The 16,146-nt window shown below is 73.2% G+C and carries 13 protein-coding genes; 4 read left to right on the forward strand and 9 right to left on the reverse strand.

What is annotated here, in order from left to right:
* The first annotated feature begins 181 nt into the window (after nucleotides 1–181).
* Together ACKUU6_RS10740 and ACKUU6_RS10745 are read left to right on the forward strand one after the other, a co-directional pair.
* Nucleotides 182–1,270 (forward strand): ferritin-like domain-containing protein, encoded by a 1,089-nt coding sequence (locus tag ACKUU6_RS10740; RefSeq protein WP_407988269.1) that lies wholly within the window; start codon nucleotides 182–184, stop codon nucleotides 1,268–1,270.
* A gap of 96 nt (nucleotides 1,271–1,366) precedes the next feature.
* Nucleotides 1,367–2,284 carry an aminoglycoside phosphotransferase family protein gene (locus ACKUU6_RS10745; RefSeq protein ID WP_407988270.1) on the forward strand — a complete coding sequence of 306 codons (918 nt, stop codon included), beginning with the start codon at nucleotides 1,367–1,369 and terminating at the stop codon, nucleotides 2,282–2,284.
* On the opposite strand, the gene ACKUU6_RS10750 is transcribed toward ACKUU6_RS10745, so the two are convergent.
* The 8 genes from ACKUU6_RS10750 to ACKUU6_RS10785 all read right to left on the reverse strand — a co-directional run bounded on the left by ACKUU6_RS10750 (nucleotide 2,257) and on the right by ACKUU6_RS10785 (nucleotide 13,158).
* On the reverse strand, nucleotides 2,257–2,817 hold the full coding sequence (locus tag ACKUU6_RS10750; protein ID WP_407988271.1) for a GNAT family N-acetyltransferase: 561 nt from the start codon (nucleotides 2,815–2,817) through the stop codon (nucleotides 2,257–2,259). The genes ACKUU6_RS10745 and ACKUU6_RS10750 overlap by 28 nt on opposite strands.
* A gap of 49 nt (nucleotides 2,818–2,866) precedes the next feature.
* On the reverse strand, nucleotides 2,867–3,742 hold the full coding sequence (locus ACKUU6_RS10755) for a GNAT family N-acetyltransferase (protein ID WP_407988272.1): 876 nt from the start codon (nucleotides 3,740–3,742) through the stop codon (nucleotides 2,867–2,869).
* Between the two features lie 120 nt (nucleotides 3,743–3,862).
* Nucleotides 3,863–5,023, reverse strand: a complete 1,161-nt coding sequence (gene ispG, locus ACKUU6_RS10760; RefSeq protein ID WP_407988273.1) for a flavodoxin-dependent (E)-4-hydroxy-3-methylbut-2-enyl-diphosphate synthase — start codon at nucleotides 5,021–5,023, stop codon at nucleotides 3,863–3,865.
* Between the two features lie 123 nt (nucleotides 5,024–5,146).
* Nucleotides 5,147–6,439, reverse strand: coding sequence for a M50 family metallopeptidase (locus ACKUU6_RS10765; RefSeq protein WP_407992092.1), 1,293 nt, complete (start codon nucleotides 6,437–6,439; stop codon nucleotides 5,147–5,149).
* A gap of 48 nt (nucleotides 6,440–6,487) precedes the next feature.
* Complete coding sequence (gene dxr / locus ACKUU6_RS10770; RefSeq protein ID WP_407988274.1) at nucleotides 6,488–7,708, reverse strand: 1-deoxy-D-xylulose-5-phosphate reductoisomerase; 1,221 nt, start codon at nucleotides 7,706–7,708, stop codon at nucleotides 6,488–6,490.
* Nucleotides 7,709–7,833: 125 nt separating this feature from the next.
* The gene (locus ACKUU6_RS10775) at nucleotides 7,834–9,276 is read right to left on the reverse strand and encodes an aldehyde dehydrogenase family protein (RefSeq protein ID WP_407988275.1); all 1,443 of its coding nucleotides are present in this window, start codon (nucleotides 9,274–9,276) and stop codon (nucleotides 7,834–7,836) included.
* A gap of 146 nt (nucleotides 9,277–9,422) precedes the next feature.
* Nucleotides 9,423–10,985: a PucR family transcriptional regulator gene (locus tag ACKUU6_RS10780; RefSeq protein WP_407988276.1), complete on the reverse strand. Its 1,563-nt coding sequence runs from the start codon at nucleotides 10,983–10,985 to the stop codon at nucleotides 9,423–9,425.
* A 127-nt stretch (nucleotides 10,986–11,112) separates the two neighbouring features.
* Nucleotides 11,113–13,158 carry an ATP-binding protein gene (locus ACKUU6_RS10785; RefSeq protein ID WP_407988277.1) on the reverse strand — a complete coding sequence of 682 codons (2,046 nt, stop codon included), beginning with the start codon at nucleotides 13,156–13,158 and terminating at the stop codon, nucleotides 11,113–11,115.
* Nucleotides 13,159–13,390: 232 nt separating this feature from the next.
* Here ACKUU6_RS10785 and gabT point away from each other — a divergent pair, with 232 nt between their 5' ends.
* Nucleotides 13,391–14,731, forward strand: coding sequence for a 4-aminobutyrate--2-oxoglutarate transaminase (gene gabT / locus ACKUU6_RS10790; RefSeq protein ID WP_407988278.1), 1,341 nt, complete (start codon nucleotides 13,391–13,393; stop codon nucleotides 14,729–14,731).
* A 212-nt stretch (nucleotides 14,732–14,943) separates the two neighbouring features.
* On the forward strand, nucleotides 14,944–15,684 hold the full coding sequence (locus tag ACKUU6_RS10795) for a phosphatase PAP2 family protein (RefSeq protein ID WP_407988279.1): 741 nt from the start codon (nucleotides 14,944–14,946) through the stop codon (nucleotides 15,682–15,684).
* Here ACKUU6_RS10795 and ACKUU6_RS10800 read toward each other — a convergent pair.
* Nucleotides 15,671–16,012, reverse strand: a complete 342-nt coding sequence (locus ACKUU6_RS10800) for a DUF2218 domain-containing protein (RefSeq protein WP_407988280.1) — start codon at nucleotides 16,010–16,012, stop codon at nucleotides 15,671–15,673. The two genes, ACKUU6_RS10795 and ACKUU6_RS10800, sit on opposite strands and share 14 nt — an antisense overlap.
* Nucleotides 16,013–16,146 lie beyond the last annotated feature (134 nt).

Below are 16,146 nucleotides of genomic sequence, written 5' to 3' on the forward strand. Positions count from 1 at the left end.
TGCTAGCTGAGCGGCAAGCCTATCGGGTCGGACCCCAAACCACCGATTCCGTGCGGCGTGCGGGGCACCGGTACGCACCGCTTGCGAGCAAGGTCACAACGGGCCGGATGGTGATTCTGTAATGATGCACAGCAGCGGGGGCTGCGCGTGCTCCCCCATGACCTCTCCGGGAGCACCCCCCATGCTGTCCCTCACTCGGCGGAGCCTGCTCCTCCTCGGCGTGCTCAGCGGCGCGCCGCTGCTCTGCGGGTGCACCCATGAGGACCGCCCGGCGGAGGCGGAACGCAAGAAGGCCGACGCCGACCTGCCGCTGCGCGCCCGCGCCGTCGCCGACACCGACCGGCTGCTGGCCGGGTACGACGCCGTGCTGGCCGGGCCCGGCGCGGCCCAGGGCGACCGGCTCCGGGCGCTGCGGGCGGAGGTGGCCGAGCACCGGGCCGCGCTGTCCACGGGGCTGCCGTCGGCGGCCGCGCCGCCCACCGCCTCGGCTCCGGCGTCGTCGGCGGCCTCGGCTCCGGCGTCGTCGGCGGCCTCGGCTCCGGCGTCCTCGGTGGCCGCACTCGCCGCCGCCGAACGGACCACGGCCGGGGCCCGGCTGGCCGACCTGGCCGCTGCCTCGCCCGAGCTGGCCAAACTGCTGGCCGCCGTCTCGGCCTCCGGCGCGCTGCACGCGGCGGCGCTCGGCGACAGCGGCCCGGTGACGGGACCGGCGGCCGCCGCGCCCTCCCCCTCCCCCTCCCCCTCCCCCTCCCCCTCGGTCTCCGCTCCGGCGTCGGCATCCGGGTCCGCATCCGCATCCGCGCCGGTCACCCCGCGGGCCGCCGCCGAGACCGCCGCGCTGCAGAGCACGCTGGCCGCCGAGCACGCCGCCGTCTACGGCTACGGCGTGGTCGGAGCCCGGCAGCCGGTCGGGCCGCAACGGTCCGAGGCGCAGGTCTGCTACCTCGCCCACCAGGCCGAGCGGGACACCTGGCAGCGCCTGCTGCACAGCGCCGGCGCCACCCCGGCGGCGGCCGCGCCCGGCTACCAACTGCCGTTCCCGGTCACCGACGCGGCCACCGCCAAGCAGCTCGCGGCGCACATCGAGGTCCAGCTCACGGGCGTGTACGCCGCCCTGGTGGCCGCCGGTTCCGGCGAGCTCAGGCAGAGCGCCGCCACCGCGCTGCGCGAGTCCGCCCTGCGGGCCCGGCAGTGGGGCGCCGACCAGGCCGCGCTACCCGGCCTGCCCGCCGCCGACGGCGCCACGGCGAATCCGTCCCCGAGCGCCTGACCAGCACTTTCCTCTCGATGGCCGACAATGGGCGGGCAACAGGACCGCGACAGCACGATGGGCGGCACCAGACGCGGCACCGAACGAGAGGCCAGCATGTCGGCAGCAGCAGGGCAGCAGATCACCGTCCCGGCCCGCCTCGCGGACGCCGTCCGGGCCCGCGCGGACGAAGCCGAACTGGCCTGGCTGGCCGCGCTTCCGGACACCGTGGCCGCCCAACTCGCCCGCTGGGAACTGACCTTGGAGCGGGTGGTCGATCCGGGCGGCCGGTGCGGCCTGGTCTGCACGGTCCTGCGGGGTGACGGCACCAAGGCGGTCCTGAAGACCGGCCCGAGCGCCGCCGGGACCGCGCGGGAGGCCGCCGCCCTCGCCCACTGGGCCGGTCGCGGCGCCGTCCTCCTGCTGGCCCAGGACCCGTCCGGCTTTCTGCTGCTGGAGCGCCTCTACGGCGACATCCCACTCCGCTCGCTCGCCGAGGCGAAGGCGATGCTGGAGGCGGCCGGGCTGCTCCAGCGGCTCTGGCTGCCGCCCGCCGACGTCCATCCCTTCCGCACCGTCGCCGAGCAAGTGACCGAGCTCTCTGCCGCGCTGCGCCGGCACCGTGAACTCTCCCCCGACGCCCAGCCTTTGGTGGACCAGGCGCTGGAGGTCTCCGCCGCGCTGCTCGCCGACGGCACCGAACAGCTGCTGCTGCACGGCGACTTCCACCATGGCAAGGTGCTGGCCGCCGACCGCGCCCCCTGGCTGGCCGTCTCCCCCAGACCCCTGGTCGGCGAACGCGCCTACGACCTGGCCTGGTTGGCCCAGGACCGGCTGGACACCCTGGCCGGCTCCCCCGGCCCGCGCGGCGCCGCCCGACGCCGCCTGCGCCAGCTCGCCGACGCGGTCGAGGTGGACCACGACCGGCTGCGCGGCTGGGCGCTGTTCCGCGCCGTCGAGGCCGGTCTGCGCCGACTGGCCGCAGGCGCCACCGACAGCGCCGAGCTCTACCTCGAATTCGCCGACTGGCTCTGACGCAAGGGCAGTTGGGCGCCCATCACCGCGTACGGGCGGATCGTGTTCGGGAACCGCACCGCCCGGGCCAGGTCCCGGTAGCCCAGCGACCGGTACAGCCGCCGGGCGGGCGTCTCGGCGTCGATCGCCGACAGGATGCTGCGGGACTGCCCGGACCGCTCGCACAGGGTGCGGATCAGCGCGCTGCCCACCCCCCGGCCCTGGTACTCCGGCAGCACGTGCAGTTCGGTCACCGCGAACACGTCGTCCAGCCAGTCCCCGTGCCCCTGCGCCTCCAGATGCGGCTCGATCACCGTGCTCCACCAGTGCTCGCGGCTGTTCGGCATCCCGTACCCGAACCCGACCAGCTCCCGGTCGCCGAACGCACCGAAGGCCAGCACCCCGGGCTGCTCCGCGTGGCGCGCCACGATCTGCAGCCGGACCGCCACTTCCTCGTCGCTCAGCCCGAACGCGACCGCCTGCACCTCCAGGGCATCGGCTGCCCACGCCGCCAGGTCCACGGCCTCGATCGTCACCTCGGTGAGCTGCTCCATGCCCCGGACGTTACTACTCCGGCGGGCGGTGATCACTCAGAACGGGAGGTCAGAACAGGACGCTCATGAACGCACCGACCTCGCGGAAGCCGACCCGGGCGTACGCGGCCCTGGCCCGGACGTTGTAGTCGTTGACGTAGAGCGAGACAACCGGGGCGACGTCGCGCAGCGCGTAGCCCAGGACGGCGGCCATACCGGTCTCGGAGCGGCCCTGGCCACGGAGCTCGGGGGCGACCCAGACGCCCTGGATCTGGCAGGCGCCGGCGGTGACGGCGCCGATCTCGGCCTTGAAGACCACCGAGCCGTCCGCCGCGAAGTGGGCGAACGAGCGGCCGCCGGCGACGAGTTCGGCCACCCTGGCCTGGTAGAGCAGGCCACCGTCACCGGCCAGCGGGGAGATGCCGACCTCCTCGGTGAACATCGCCACGCAGGCGGGCATCAGGGCGTCGATCTCGTTGCGCCGGACCCGGCGCACCATCGGGTCGGGGGTGATGCCGGTGGCGGGCTCGGCGGTGGCCATCAGCGGCTGGTGGGCGCGGACCTCGCGGGCCGGGCCCCAGCTGCGTTCGAGGCTGGCCCAGAGCGCGGCGGTGGGGCCGGCCGGGCCGACGATGGAGGAGCAGCGGCGGCCCTGCCTGCGGGCCCGTTCGGCGAAGGCGCGGACGGCCTCCGGGCCGGCGTTCACCAGCACCAGGTTGGCCCCGGCGTAGCAGAGCGAGGTGAGCCGGCCGTCCCCGTCGAACCAGCCCCACATCTCGCCGCCGAGCCGCCAGGGGTCGAGACCGACCGCTTCCACCCGGGTGGCCACGAAGGCGTTCGAGACCGGGTCGAGGTGCAGGATCTCCAGGGCGTCGTCCAGGTCCTGGGGGTCGAGCACCCGCGTGGTCGCCAGGGCCCGGGCCACCTGGAAGGGGCCGGGGAGCATCACACCTCGATCGAGCACAGGCACCTCACTCTAGGAACGCTGGTGGCACCCTACTCCGCCGCCCCACCCGAGCAGACTGCGGGCCGTCCGCTCACGGACGACCCGCAGCGGTGCCGAAGATCACTCGGCGGCGGTGACCACCGGAGCGCCGGACGCCACGCCGTCGGCCTGCATCTGCTCGGCCAGCTTGAGGGCCTCCTCGATCAGGGTCTCGACGATCTTCGACTCGGGGACGGTCTTGATCACCTCGCCCTTGACGAAGATCTGGCCCTTGCCGTTGCCGGAGGCGACGCCGAGGTCGGCCTCGCGGGCCTCGCCCGGGCCGTTCACGACGCAGCCCATGACCGCGACCCGGAGCGGCACCTCCATGCCCTCGAGGCCGGCGGTGACCTCCTCGGCGAGCTTGTAGACGTCCACCTGGGCGCGGCCGCAGGACGGGCAGGAGACGATCTCCAGGCCGCGCTGACGGAGGTTCAGCGACTCCAGGATCTGGTTGCCGACCTTGACCTCCTCGGCGGGCGGCGCGGAGAGCGAGACCCGGATGGTGTCACCGATGCCCTCGGCCAGCAGCGCGCCGAAGGCGACCGCCGACTTGATGGTGCCCTGGAACGCCGGGCCGGCCTCGGTGACGCCGAGGTGCAGCGGGTAGTCGCAGGCGGCCGCGAGCTGCCGGTAGGCGTTGATCATCACGACCGGGTCGTTGTGCTTGACCGAGATCTTGATGTCGCGGAAGTCGTGCTCCTCGAACAGCGAGCACTCCCAGAGCGCGGACTCGACCAGCGCCTCCGGGGTGGCCCGGCCGTACTTCTCCAGCAGCCGCTTGTCGAGCGAACCGGCGTTCACACCGATCCGGATCGGCACGCCTGCGTCCTTGGCGGCCTTGGCGATCTCGCCGACCTTGTCGTCGAACTGCTTGATGTTGCCCGGGTTGACCCGGACCGCCGCGCAGCCGGCCTCGATCGCCGCGAAGACGTACTTGGGCTGGAAGTGGATGTCCGCGATGACCGGGATGTTCGCCTTCTTGGCGATGATCGGCAGCGCGTCCGCGTCGTCCTGGGTGGGCACCGCCACCCGGACGATCTGGCAGCCCGAGGCGGTGAGCTCGGCGATCTGCTGGAGGGTGGCGTTGATGTCGGCCGTGACCGTGGTGGTCATCGACTGGACGGAGACGGGTGCGTCACCGCCGACCGGGACGTTACCGACCATGATCTGCCGGGAGACGCGGCGGGTCGCCAGCGGCTTGAGCGGCAGGGCAGGAATTCCGAGCGAGATCGCGGTCATGTGCGCAGGGTTCCCCAAGTCGAGGTGGTGAGATCCGGCCGGGCGCTCCGGTCAACGGGCGCCCGGCGTCCAACGGTACGGCACCGGGATGCGACCGGGCACACTCGCCTGACCTGATCGAGGTCAGTTCAGGCGGATGGGGTTGACAACGTCGGCCACGCCCACCAGGGCCGTGAAGCAGATGAACACCGCCGCCACCACGTACGCCGCGGGCATCAGCCGTGCCACGTCGAACGGGCCCGGGTCGGGCCGCCGGAGCAGGGCGGCGGCCTTGCGGCGCAGCGACTCCCAGAGCGCCCCGGCGATGTGCCCGCCGTCCAGCGGGAGCAGCGGGAGCATGTTGAACAGGAACAGCGACAGGTTGATCATCGCGAGCAGCCGGACCATGAAGGTCAGCTGGAAACTGAGCGGGACGTCCATCGAGAAGACCTCACCACCGAGCCGGGCCGCGCCGACCATGCCCATCGGGGAGTCCACCGGACGCGGGTCGTCACTGACGATGGAGTGCCAGAGGCCAGGGATCTTGCCGGGCAGCGCGACCAGCGCGCTGGCGCTGTGCTTGGCCATGTCGGACATCTGGTCGACGCTCTCACCGACGCTCAGGTGCTCGACGGCGCTGGCCGGGGCGAAGCCGAGGAAGCCGGCCGTGACGGTCTCGTCCTTGACCTGGTTCCCGTCCTTGTCGAGCCTCGCCACAGTGTTGCTGGTCAGCGTCGCGTTCAGGGTGAGCTGCTGCCCACCGCGCTCGACCACGATCGGCACCGTCCGGCCGGGTGACTTGCGGATGTCGGCCTGCAGCTGCGGGTAGCTGGTGATCGCCTCGCCGTCGAAGGAGCGGACGGTGTCACCGGCCCGCAGCCCGGCGGCCGCCGCCGGGCTGGCCGGGGCGCCGGCCGGGCAGGTGTCGGTCGCCTTGCCGGCCGCCACCACGCACTGGCTGACCGAACCCACGGTGGGCACCGCCATCTGCACGCCGATGGCCATGAACAGCACCAGGTAGAGCACGACCGCGAGGATCAGGTTCATGAACGGGCCCGCGAACATCACGATGACGCGCTTCCACGGCTTCCGGGTGTAGAACATCCGGTCCTCGTCGCCGGGCTTGATCTCCTCGTACGAGGCCTCCCGGGCGTCCTCGATCATCGAGCGCCAGGGCGAGGTGGAGCGCTGGGTGATCCGGCCGTCCGCGCCCGGCGGGAACATTCCGATCATCCGGATGTACCCACCCAGGGGGATGGCCTTGAGGCCGTACTCGGTCTCGCCCCTCTTCCGCGACCAGACCGTCCGGCCGAAGCCGACCATGTACTGCGGGACCCGGATGCCGAAGAGCTTGGCCGTCGAGAGGTGGCCGAGCTCGTGCCAGGCGATCGAGAACAGCAACCCGAGCACGAAGAGCAGGATGCCGAGCACCCACATCACGATCGTCACTACTGATCCTCCGTCATGCCGCTCCGGCCGTTCCCGCTAGCCCGCTGCCAGCTCACGGGCCCGGGCGCGGGCCCAGGTCTCCGCGTGGAGTACGTCCTCGACCACGAGGGAAGTTCCCACCGTGTGTTCGGACACCACCTTCGCCACAGTGTCCACGATCCCGGTGAAAGGCAGCCGGCCGGTCAGGAACGCCTCGACGCACTCCTCGTTCGCGGCGTTGAAGACGGCCGGCGCCGTCCCGCCGAGCGTACCGACCTCGCGGGCCAGCTCGACGGCGGGAAAGGCCTCGTTGTCCAACGGGAAGAACTCCCAGGTCGCAGCCTTGGTCCAGTCACATCCCGGGGCGGCGTCCGGCACCCGGTCCGGCCAGCCGAGGCCGAGCGCGATCGGCATCCGCATGTCCGGCGGGCTGGCCTGGGCCAGTGTGGAGCCGTCGGTGAACTCCACCATCGAGTGGACGACGGACTGCGGATGGACCACCACCTCGATCCGGTCGAACGGCACGTCGTACAGCAGGTGGGCCTCGATCACCTCCAGGCCCTTGTTCACCAGAGTGGCGGAGTTGATGGTGACGACCGGGCCCATCGCCCAGGTCGGGTGGGCCAGCGCCTCGTCCCGGGTGACGCCGGCCAGCTGCTCCCTGGTCCGGTTGCGGAACGGGCCGCCGCTGGCGGTGACCACCAGCTTGCGGACCTCCGCCCGGGTGCCGCCCGCCAGGGCCTGGAACAGCGCGGCGTGCTCGGAGTCCACCGGCACGATCTGGCCGGGCCTGGCGACCGCCTTCACCAGCGGGCCGCCGACGATCAGCGACTCCTTGTTGGCCAGCACCAGTACCCGCCCGGCCCGCAGCGCGGCCAGCGTCGGGCGCAGGCCGATCGAGCCGGTGATGCCGTTGAGCACCGAGTGGCACTCGATCCCGGCCAGCTCGGTGGCGGCGTCCGGCCCCGCCAGGACCTCCGGCAGCGGGCGGCCGCCGGCTCCGGCGGCGAGCGCCTCGCGCAGCGCCGGTACGGCCGCCGGGTCAGCCACCGCCACGGTGTGCACGCCCAACCGGAGCGCCTGCTCGGCGAGCAGTCCGACCCGGCCACCGGCCGCCGACAGGGCGACCACCCGGAACCGGTCCGGGTTGCGCAGCACCACGTCGATGGCCTGGGTGCCGATCGAGCCGGTGGAGCCGAGGATCACCAGCTCCCGGGGTCCGTCGGGGTCCTTGACGGTCGGCGAGAAGCGCAGCTGCGGGTGGGCGAGCGAGTTCATGCGCCCATTGTGTCCTGCCCGGGTACGCGCGGGTGCGCTGCCCGGGCATCTCGGCGCCGCCGCCGTGGCCGGACACGCCGGTGCCCCGCCACCGACCAGCGGTGACGGGGCATCAGGGGGGTCACTCAGAGGTCGAGCCCGGTCAGCACCAGGACCTTCTCGTAGGTGAAGTCGCCCATCGCGTACTTGACGCCCTCGCGCCCGACGCCGGAGTCCTTGACGCCGCCGTACGGCATCTGGTCGGCCCGGTACGACGGGGCGTCACCGATCACCACGCCGCCGACCTCCAGCACCTGGTGGGCCCTGAAGGCGGTCTGCAGGTCGTGCGTGAAGACGCCGGCCTGCAGGCCGAACTTGGAGTCGTTGACGGCGGCGAACGCCTCGTCGGTGGAGTCCACTCGGTGCAGCGAGAGCACCGGGCCGAAGACCTCGGCGGTGGCCAGGATCGCGTCCTCCGGCAGCTCGGCGAGTACCGTCGGCGCGTACGCGGCGCCGTCCCTGGTACCGCCGACCAGCACCTTGGCGCCCTTGGCGACGGCGTCGTCGACCCAGGACTCGACGCGCTTGGCGGCGTTCTCGTCCACCAGCGGGCCGACGTCCGTGGCGTCCGCGCTCGGGTCGCCGGTCACCTGGGCCCGCACCTTGGCGACCACCTTCTCCACCAGCGCGTCGTAGACCGTCGCGTCGGCGATCACCCGCTGCACCGAGATGCAGGACTGGCCGCCCTGGTAGTTGGCGAACATCGCGATCCGGGTCGCCGCCCACTCGAGGTCCGCCTCGGAGGACCAGTCGGCCAGCACCACGGCGGCGGCGTTGCCGCCGAGCTCCAGGGTGACGTGCTTGCGCGGCACCGAGTCCATGATCTGGTAGCCGACCTTGTCCGAACCGGTGAACGAGATCACCGGCAGCCGCGGGTCCTGGACCAGCGCGGGCATCTTCTCGTTCGGCACCGGGAGCACGCTCCAGGAACCGGCCGGCAGCTCGGTCTCCGCCAGGATCTCGCCGAGCACCAGCGCCGAGAGCGGGGTGGCGGGGGCCGGCTTGAGGATGATCGGGGCACCGACCGCGATCGCCGGGGCGACCTTGTGGGCGACCAGGTTCAGCGGGAAGTTGAACGGGGCGATGCCCAGTACCACACCGCGCGGGAAGCGGCGGACCACCGCGAAGCGGCCGACGCCGCCCGGGTCGGTGTCCAGGCGCATGGTCTCGCCGTTGGTCCGGCGCGCCTCCTCGGCCGCCCACCGGAACACCGAGGCGGCCCGGCCGACCTCACCGCGCGCCCACTTGATCGGCTTGCCGTTCTCGGCCGTGATCAGCCGGGCGATCTCCTCCGTACGCTCCGTCAGCCGCCGGGCCACGTGGTCGAGCGCGGTGGCCCGGACGTGCGCGGGGGTCGCGGCGAGGGCCGGGGCGACGGTGACGGCGGCGTCCACCGCCTCCTCCACCTGGGCGTCGGTCGGCACGCTGACCTTGCCGACCAGGCTGCCGTCGTACGAGTGGTGAACCTCGAACTCCGCGTCGCCGGTCGCCCGGCGGCCGGCCAGCCAGAACTCATGGGTGGTGGTCACGGTCGTACCGACCCTTCTGTCGTGGGAGAACTACGCCCCCACGGTAGGGCTGGCGGCCCGCACAGCGGATTGGACACGACGGAGTGGTACGCCCGCGAGTTGCTCCAGCGTGTCGGGTCGACCGATCAGCGACCCGGCCCCGCCCGTCAGTCCTCGCCGGAGCGCAGCGCCAGCCAGAGCTCCATCCGGACGTCGGTGTCGTCCAGTGACCGCCCGAGCAGCTCCTCCACCCGCCGCATCCGGTACCGCAGCGTGTGCCGGTGCACGCCCAGGTCGGCGGCGGCCGCGTCCCACTGGCCGTGCCGGGAGAGCCAGGCGCGCAGGGAGGCGACCAGGTCACCCCGCGCGGTCCGGTCGTGGTCGCGGAGCGGGCGGAGCAGGCCCTCGGCGAAGGCGGTGACCGCCTCCTCGCCGAGCAGCGGCAGCAGCGAACCCGCCCCGACCTCCTCGTGGTCGACGGCCCGCCGGCCACCTCGGAGCGCGACCGCCAGGGCCCGTTCGGCCTGGGCGAAGGCGGTGCCCGCCTCCTCCACCGAGGCGGCGGCCGAGATGCCGAGCGCCAGGCCCTCGTGCTCCTCGACCGCACCCAGGCAGGCCCGGTGGGCGGCGCCGTTGTCGGGGGCGAGGACGATCAGCCGGGGGCCGTTCGGGCCGTCCTCGCGGGAGATCAGCAGGCGTTCGCCGACCCGGGTCCCGGCCTGTTCGGCCCGGTCGCCGAGCTCGCCGAGCGCCTCCGGGTCGGCGGTCGGGCCCGCCCCGCCGACCAGCACCCGGACGGTGCCCTCGGGCAGCCCGCCGAACAGCCCGGCGGCGACCTGACGGGCCGTCACGATCTCGCCCGCGAGGACCATGCCCAGCAGCGCCGCGCCCATCCGCTCCTCGGCCTGCCGCAGCTCGCGCGAGCGCTCCAGGGTGAGGGTGAGCAGTGCGACGGCCGCGTTCAGCACGTACCGCTCGGTGGGGGTGATCCGGTCCTCGGTGCCGACCGCGAGGAAGCCGCGCGGGCGGCGGTCCGCGCCGAGCGACTGGACCACCACGTAGTCCTCGTCGGCGGTGTCGATGCCCGGGGCCCGGCCCTGGAGCGCGGCCGAGGAGGGTGCGGGCCGACGGCGCAGCCGGTCCACCTCGGCGGCCAGCCGGCCCGCGCGGCGGGCGGCCCAGTCGGGAGCGACGGCGGAGAGCGCGCCGGATCCGTCGTACAGCGCGGCCCAGCCGCCGAGCCGGGCGGCCAGCCGGCGGACCACCGCAGTGGCGCCGTCCTTGCCGAGCGCGGCCCGGGTCAGCTCCTCCTGGGCCTCGAAGCTGGTGGTGACCGCCTCGTACTGCTCAGCGGCCAGCGCTGCCGAGACGGCCTTGCTGATCGCGATGAACGGAGTCGCCTCGGGCACCCGGATCAGCGGCAGCCCGCGCTGGGCGGCGGCGTCCACCAGCGCCTGCGGCACCTCGGTGTGCGAGAGCCCGACGCCGAGGCCGAGGCCGACCACGCCCGCGTCGGCCAGCCGGTGCACGTACGCCTGGAGCTTGGCGGCGGCCTTGCCCAGCTTGATACCGGTGGTGAGCAGCAGCTCCCCGCCCTCCAGGAAGGGCGTCGGATCGTCCAGCTCGCTGGTGTGCACCCAGCGGACGGGCCGTTCCAGCTGGTCCGCGCCGGCCAGCACGGTCAGGTGGAGCGAGCTGCTGCGGACTACGGAGGCAAGTGTGGGGGGCATGGCACCTTCGGGTGTTCGACCAGGCTGCGCCGTTGCAGCCGGGCGAGGAGGGCTTCTGACCCCATTATGTACGCCTCGGCCAACCGGCCGGACCGAATCATCCGCTCCGTAGTCAGCCGACTCCCCGTCAACTGCGGAGGTCCACCAGCACCGGCGGCACTTGCTCGCCCGTCACCGTGGTCAGCGAGATCACCGCGTGCCCGGTGGGAAGCGCGTGGGCCAGATCGGAGGGCGACCAGCGGTGCCGCTCGACGTCCCGGACGGTCACGCTCTCGGTCTGCGCGGTGGTACCGGAGAGCGCCTTCCTGGCCAGCCGCCCGGCCCGGCGGAACGCGCCGCCCGAGGTGTCCGGCGCGTGGGTGACGGCGGTCTCCCGGATCAGGTGGGTGCCCCAGGCCTCGGAGAAGAGCCGGCCGTCCCAGGGCGCGATGCCGGGGAAGGCCATCCGGCAGCCGACCGCGCCGAACAGCGCGGTCCGCAGGTTCTCCGGCAGGTCGACCAGGGTGCGCAGCAGCAGGACGGCCCCGGCGTTCGCCCCGCGCATCCGCTGCAGTCCGCGCACCACGTGGGCGTCGAGCGCGGCCGAGGCGTCGTCGACCACCAGACCGGCGAACAGCGCACGCTCCCGGCGCGCGCCGGCCGCCTGCACGAACTGGCCGGTGACCAGCCGGGACAGCATCCGGGCCGCCTCCGGGTGGCTGAGCTCGGGCAGCTTCACCCGCACCCGGAGCGGGTGGTCCAGCGCCCGCATCGCGAAGGCGGGCTTTCCGGGCGCGTCGCCGGGGAAGCAGCCGGCGAAGGCCGGGCGGTCCAGCAGCGCCAGCCGGTCCGCGAGCAGCGCACCCGGGTCGTCGGCCCGGCCGTGCTGGCGCTCGCGGTGCTGGAGGTCGGACTGGTGGGCGGTCATCCCGTCGGCGTCGGCGAGCGCCTGCCGCAGCGCCGCCCAACTCCCGGGTTCGCCGCCGAGCAGCTCACGCAGCTCCCGGACGCCGGGGTAGCGGCCGTACGCGGCGTGGAAGGGGCCGACCGTCTGCTGGAGCGCGGCCCTGGCGCTCTCCGCGCGCAGCGAGAGCTCGTCCGGCAGCAGCGCGTCGGCCAGCCGGGCGGCCGCCTCGTCCACCTCGGCGGCGGCGCCGAACAGGTCGAGGCCGTACGGCGAGGCGGGGTCGCCGGGGGCGATCACCACGTCGTACCAGTCGTCCGGGCCGAGGTCTGCCTCGGCGCCGCCGATCACCACCGCGCAGGCGGTGCCCGCGAGCGCCTGGAGGCAGAGCGCCTCGGCCAGCGGCCGGGCCAGCCCTGCGGTCTTGCCGGTGCCGGCCGGGCCGACGGCGAGCAGCGAGGTGCCGAGCAGCGCCGGGTCGAGGGCGAAGCCGGTGGCCCGGTGGGTGGGCGGGTTCTTCAGCACGTCCTGGGCGGTGCCGAGCCTGACCTGACGGGTCAGCAGGTCGTGCCGGGGGCTGCGGCCGGTCAGGTCGCGGGCCTCCGAGGGGTGCGCGCAGGCGGCGGCGCCCCGGGCGGTGACCTGTTCGGTGAAGGCGGCCATCAGCTCGGGTTCGCCGAGCACGGTCTCCCAGGCCCGCTGGATCCGGACGTAGTCGACGTCGCTGACCGGCTGCCGGTCGAGCAGCTGGGCGGCCAGCGGCGCGCCGCCCTGCCGCAGCCGCTCCCAGGGGTCGGTGGGTCCGGTCGGTGCGGCGACGCCCTCGGCCGGCTCCTCCTGGGTGACGGTGCGGGCCAGCAGCGGGCCCACCCAGCGGCGCCAGACCTCGGGCCAGCGGCCCATCCGGCCGAACAGTTTGATCACGCCGATCGCCACCGCGATGTTCACCGCCAGCAGCGCGATCACCGCGGTGGTCGAGTCGAGGTCGTCGAGCAGACCGAGCAGACCGGCGACCCAGAAGACCAGCTGCACGCCGTACAGGTAGGCGAACCAGGCCACCACCAGGTTGAGCGCGGCCCGCAGCAGCAACGGGGCGGCCGGGACGGCGGCGGCCTCCCGGTCGGCCACCGCGTTCTGACGGTGGTTCAGCCGGTAGATGCCCGGTTCGAGTTCGGGGCGAAGCTCCCCGGCCCAGGCGGTGAGGTCGAACGGGACCGGCCGCTGCGGCGGTACCCCCGGCGCCTTCCCCAGCCCGACCGCACGCTGCCCGTACGTACCGTCCAGTCCCATCCCGGCCCGCTCCCCGCTCCCTGTGCCCACCCGGCCATTCACCTACCCGGGACGCCGCCGGGCGACCCGTCCGCGCTCAATGTAGTGGAGCGGCGGCAGCCCGTAGCCGATCCCGGGGCGCTGGCCGCGCAGGACAAGTCGGACGGCGGACTGCTACCGAGTGGCGCATGCTCGGGCGAGTTCGGCGGCCGTAGCCTGCGAGGACCGCGCCTTGAGATTTGGAGAACACACCATGAGCGCTGCAACTCCGCTCCCGCAGGAGCGCCGCCTGGTCACCGCGATCCCCGGCCCGAAGTCGCAGGAGCTGCAGGCCCGCAAGCTCGGCGCGGTGGCCGCCGGTGTCGGCACCACCCTCCCGGTGTACGTCTCGCGGGCCGGTGGCGGCGTGCTGGAGGACGTGGACGGCAACTCGCTGATCGACTTCGGCTCCGGCATCGCCGTGACCAACGTCGGCAACAGCGCCGCCGCCGTGGTCGCCAAGGCGACCGCGCAGCTGGAGGCGTTCACCCACACCTGCTTCATGGTGACCCCGTACGAGGGCTACGTGGCCGTGGCCGAGCAGCTCAACGAGCTGACCCCCGGCGACCACGAGAAGCGCACCGCGCTCTTCAACTCGGGCGCCGAGGCGGTGGAGAACGCGGTGAAGATCGCCCGCGTCTACACCAAGCGCACCGCCGTCGTGGTCTTCGACCACGGCTACCACGGCCGCACCAACCTCACCATGGGCCTGACGGCGAAGAACATGCCGTACAAGCAGGGCTTCGGCCCGTTCGCGCCGGAGATCTACCGCGTTCCGGTCGCGTACCCCTACCGCTGGCTGACCGGTGCCGAGAACTGCGCCGCCGAGGCCGCCGCGCAGGCGATCGACATCATCAACAAGCAGATCGGCGCCGACAACGTCGCGGCGATCATCATCGAGCCGATCCAGGGCGAGGGCGGCTTCATCGAGCCGGCCAAGGGCTTCCTCCCGGCCATCGTCGAGTACGCCAAGGCGAACGGCATCGTCTTCGTCGCGGACGAGATCCAGACCGGCTTCTGCCGCACCGGCCAGTGGTTCGCCTGTGACGACGAGGGCATCGTCCCGGACCTGATCACCACCGCCAAGGGCATCGCCGGCGGGCTGCCGCTGGCCGCCGTGACCGGCCGCGCCGAGATCATGGACGCCGCGCACGGCGGTGGTCTTGGCGGCACCTACGGTGGCAACCCGGTCGCCTGCGCCGCCGCCCTGGGCGCCATCGAGACCATGAAGTCCGAGGACCTGAACGCCAAGGCCAAGCGGATCGAGGAGGTCATGAAGGCCCGTCTGACCGTCATGGCCGAGAAGTTCGACGTGATCGGCGAGATCCGCGGACGCGGCGCCATGATCGCCGTCGAGCTGGTCAAGCCGGGCTCCAAGGAGCCGAACCCGGAGTTCACCGCCGCGGTCGCCAAGGCGTGCCACGCCGAGGGCCTGGTCGTGCTGACCGCCGGCACCTACGGCAACGTGCTGCGCTTCCTGCCGCCGCTGGTGATGCCGGAGCACCTGCTCACCGAGGGCCTGGACATCATCGAGGGCGCCTTCGCCGCCGTCTGATCCCGCCTCGGCGCGAAGGGCCCGGTCCGCACGGACCGGGCCCTTCCGTTTGCGTCCGCCGAATGCCGACGCTCGTTGCACGCGCACTGGTGAAGATGCTGTGCCAAACGGTCCGAGCCGTGCTGCGCCGCGCGGCGTCTGACGTACTGTCATGACAGATGGACAGCGAGCCACAGTTCTCATCGACAACCTCCGCCGCTCCAGCCGGGGCGGTGGGAGCCGAGAACCGATCGACCGACCGTCCGGCCCACACCCCCCGGGGCGCACGGAACGGCGATCTCCCCAGCCGCCCTGGAGCTCTCCCCCCCGCTCCGGGGCGGCTCTCGCGTGCCTGGATTCCGCTGGCCCTGCTGGCCGTACTCGTCCTGATCTCCTGGCAGGTCGCGGTCGACGGTCCCCTGCTGGAGCTCGACGAACTGACCCGCGGCGGCGTCCACACCCTCCGCCGGGCGCTGGGCAGTACGCTGCTCAACCACCTCGGCGCCGGACTCTCGGACTTCGGCGACCCCGCCCTCGCGATGCCGGTCCTGCTGCTGACCGCAGCGGTCGCGGCCTGGCGCGAGCACCGGACCGGACGGGTCCGCTGGTGGTACCCGTTGCCGGTGGCGGTGCTGGCCGGGGTGCTGGTACCGCTGCTGGTCGTACCCGGCAAGGCGTGGTTCGCCCGGCCTGGTCCTTTCGGCTACCCGCTCGCGCCCGAACAGCTCGGCTGGTACCCGTCCGGACACACCGCCACCTCGGCGATCGCGTACGGCACGGCGGCCCTGCTGGTCGGCCCGACGCTGCACCGGCCGGTGCGCCGACGGCTGTATGGGCTGACCGCACTGCTCTGCCTGGGTGTCGGGGCCGGGCTGGTGTGGAGCGACTACCACTGGCTGCTGGACGTGCTGGCCAGCTGGTGTCTCGCGGGGGTGCTGCTCTGGTGCCTGCGGCGGCTGCTCACTCGCCGCTAGCGGGCTCCTCCTCGTTCCGGTGCACCAGACCCGCCTCGCCGCTGTCGCGGTGCCACTCGACCACCAGCTCGTCGCGGGCGCCGAAGCGGACCAGATGGCGACCGACGACGTCCTCCAGCTGCGGCAGGTCGCCCTCCGCGCCCTCGACCACCAGCAGCAGCGCGTCGGGCTCGGCGGTCAGGGTGGCGGTGCCGGCGCCGAAGACCAGCTCGCCCCGGCCTGCCTCCTCGCACCACTCGGCCTGGACCTTGCGGCCCATGTGGGCGGCCAGCTGCTTGCCGTAGCGGGCCGGACGGTCGGTGGCGACGCGCGCCTGGGACACGGACATGGTGTGACCTCTGTCTGTTCGGGTGCCTGATCGGGTGCCCGATACGGCGCCTGATCGGGCTTCTAGAATTTAGGTGAGCCTAATCGCATAGTGAGCCAAGCTCAAGGTGTTATCGGAGCGACATCTCGACCGGC

Source organism: Kitasatospora sp. CMC57, assembly GCF_045866025.2.
Classification (GTDB): domain Bacteria; phylum Actinomycetota; class Actinomycetes; order Streptomycetales; family Streptomycetaceae; genus Kitasatospora.

Coding starts and splice junctions, on each gene's coding strand:
- ACKUU6_RS10800 (WP_407988280.1), bottom strand. CDS start 16,012: ATGTCCGTGTCCCAGGCGCGCGTCGCCACCGACCGTCCGGCCCGCTAC.
- ACKUU6_RS10745 (WP_407988270.1), top strand. CDS start 1,367: ATGTCGGCAGCAGCAGGGCAGCAGATCACCGTCCCGGCCCGCCTCGCG.
- ACKUU6_RS10780 (WP_407988276.1), bottom strand. CDS start 10,985: ATGCCCCCCACACTTGCCTCCGTAGTCCGCAGCAGCTCGCTCCACCTG.
- ACKUU6_RS10765 (WP_407992092.1), bottom strand. CDS start 6,439: ATGTGGGTGCTCGGCATCCTGCTCTTCGTGCTCGGGTTGCTGTTCTCG.
- ACKUU6_RS10740 (WP_407988269.1), top strand. CDS start 182: ATGCTGTCCCTCACTCGGCGGAGCCTGCTCCTCCTCGGCGTGCTCAGC.
- dxr (WP_407988274.1), bottom strand. CDS start 7,708: ATGAACTCGCTCGCCCACCCGCAGCTGCGCTTCTCGCCGACCGTCAAG.
- gabT (WP_407988278.1), top strand. CDS start 13,391: ATGAGCGCTGCAACTCCGCTCCCGCAGGAGCGCCGCCTGGTCACCGCG.
- ispG (WP_407988273.1), bottom strand. CDS start 5,023: ATGACCGCGATCTCGCTCGGAATTCCTGCCCTGCCGCTCAAGCCGCTG.
- ACKUU6_RS10785 (WP_407988277.1), bottom strand. CDS start 13,158: ATGGGACTGGACGGTACGTACGGGCAGCGTGCGGTCGGGCTGGGGAAG.
- ACKUU6_RS10755 (WP_407988272.1), bottom strand. CDS start 3,742: ATGCTCCCCGGCCCCTTCCAGGTGGCCCGGGCCCTGGCGACCACGCGG.
- ACKUU6_RS10750 (WP_407988271.1), bottom strand. CDS start 2,817: ATGGAGCAGCTCACCGAGGTGACGATCGAGGCCGTGGACCTGGCGGCG.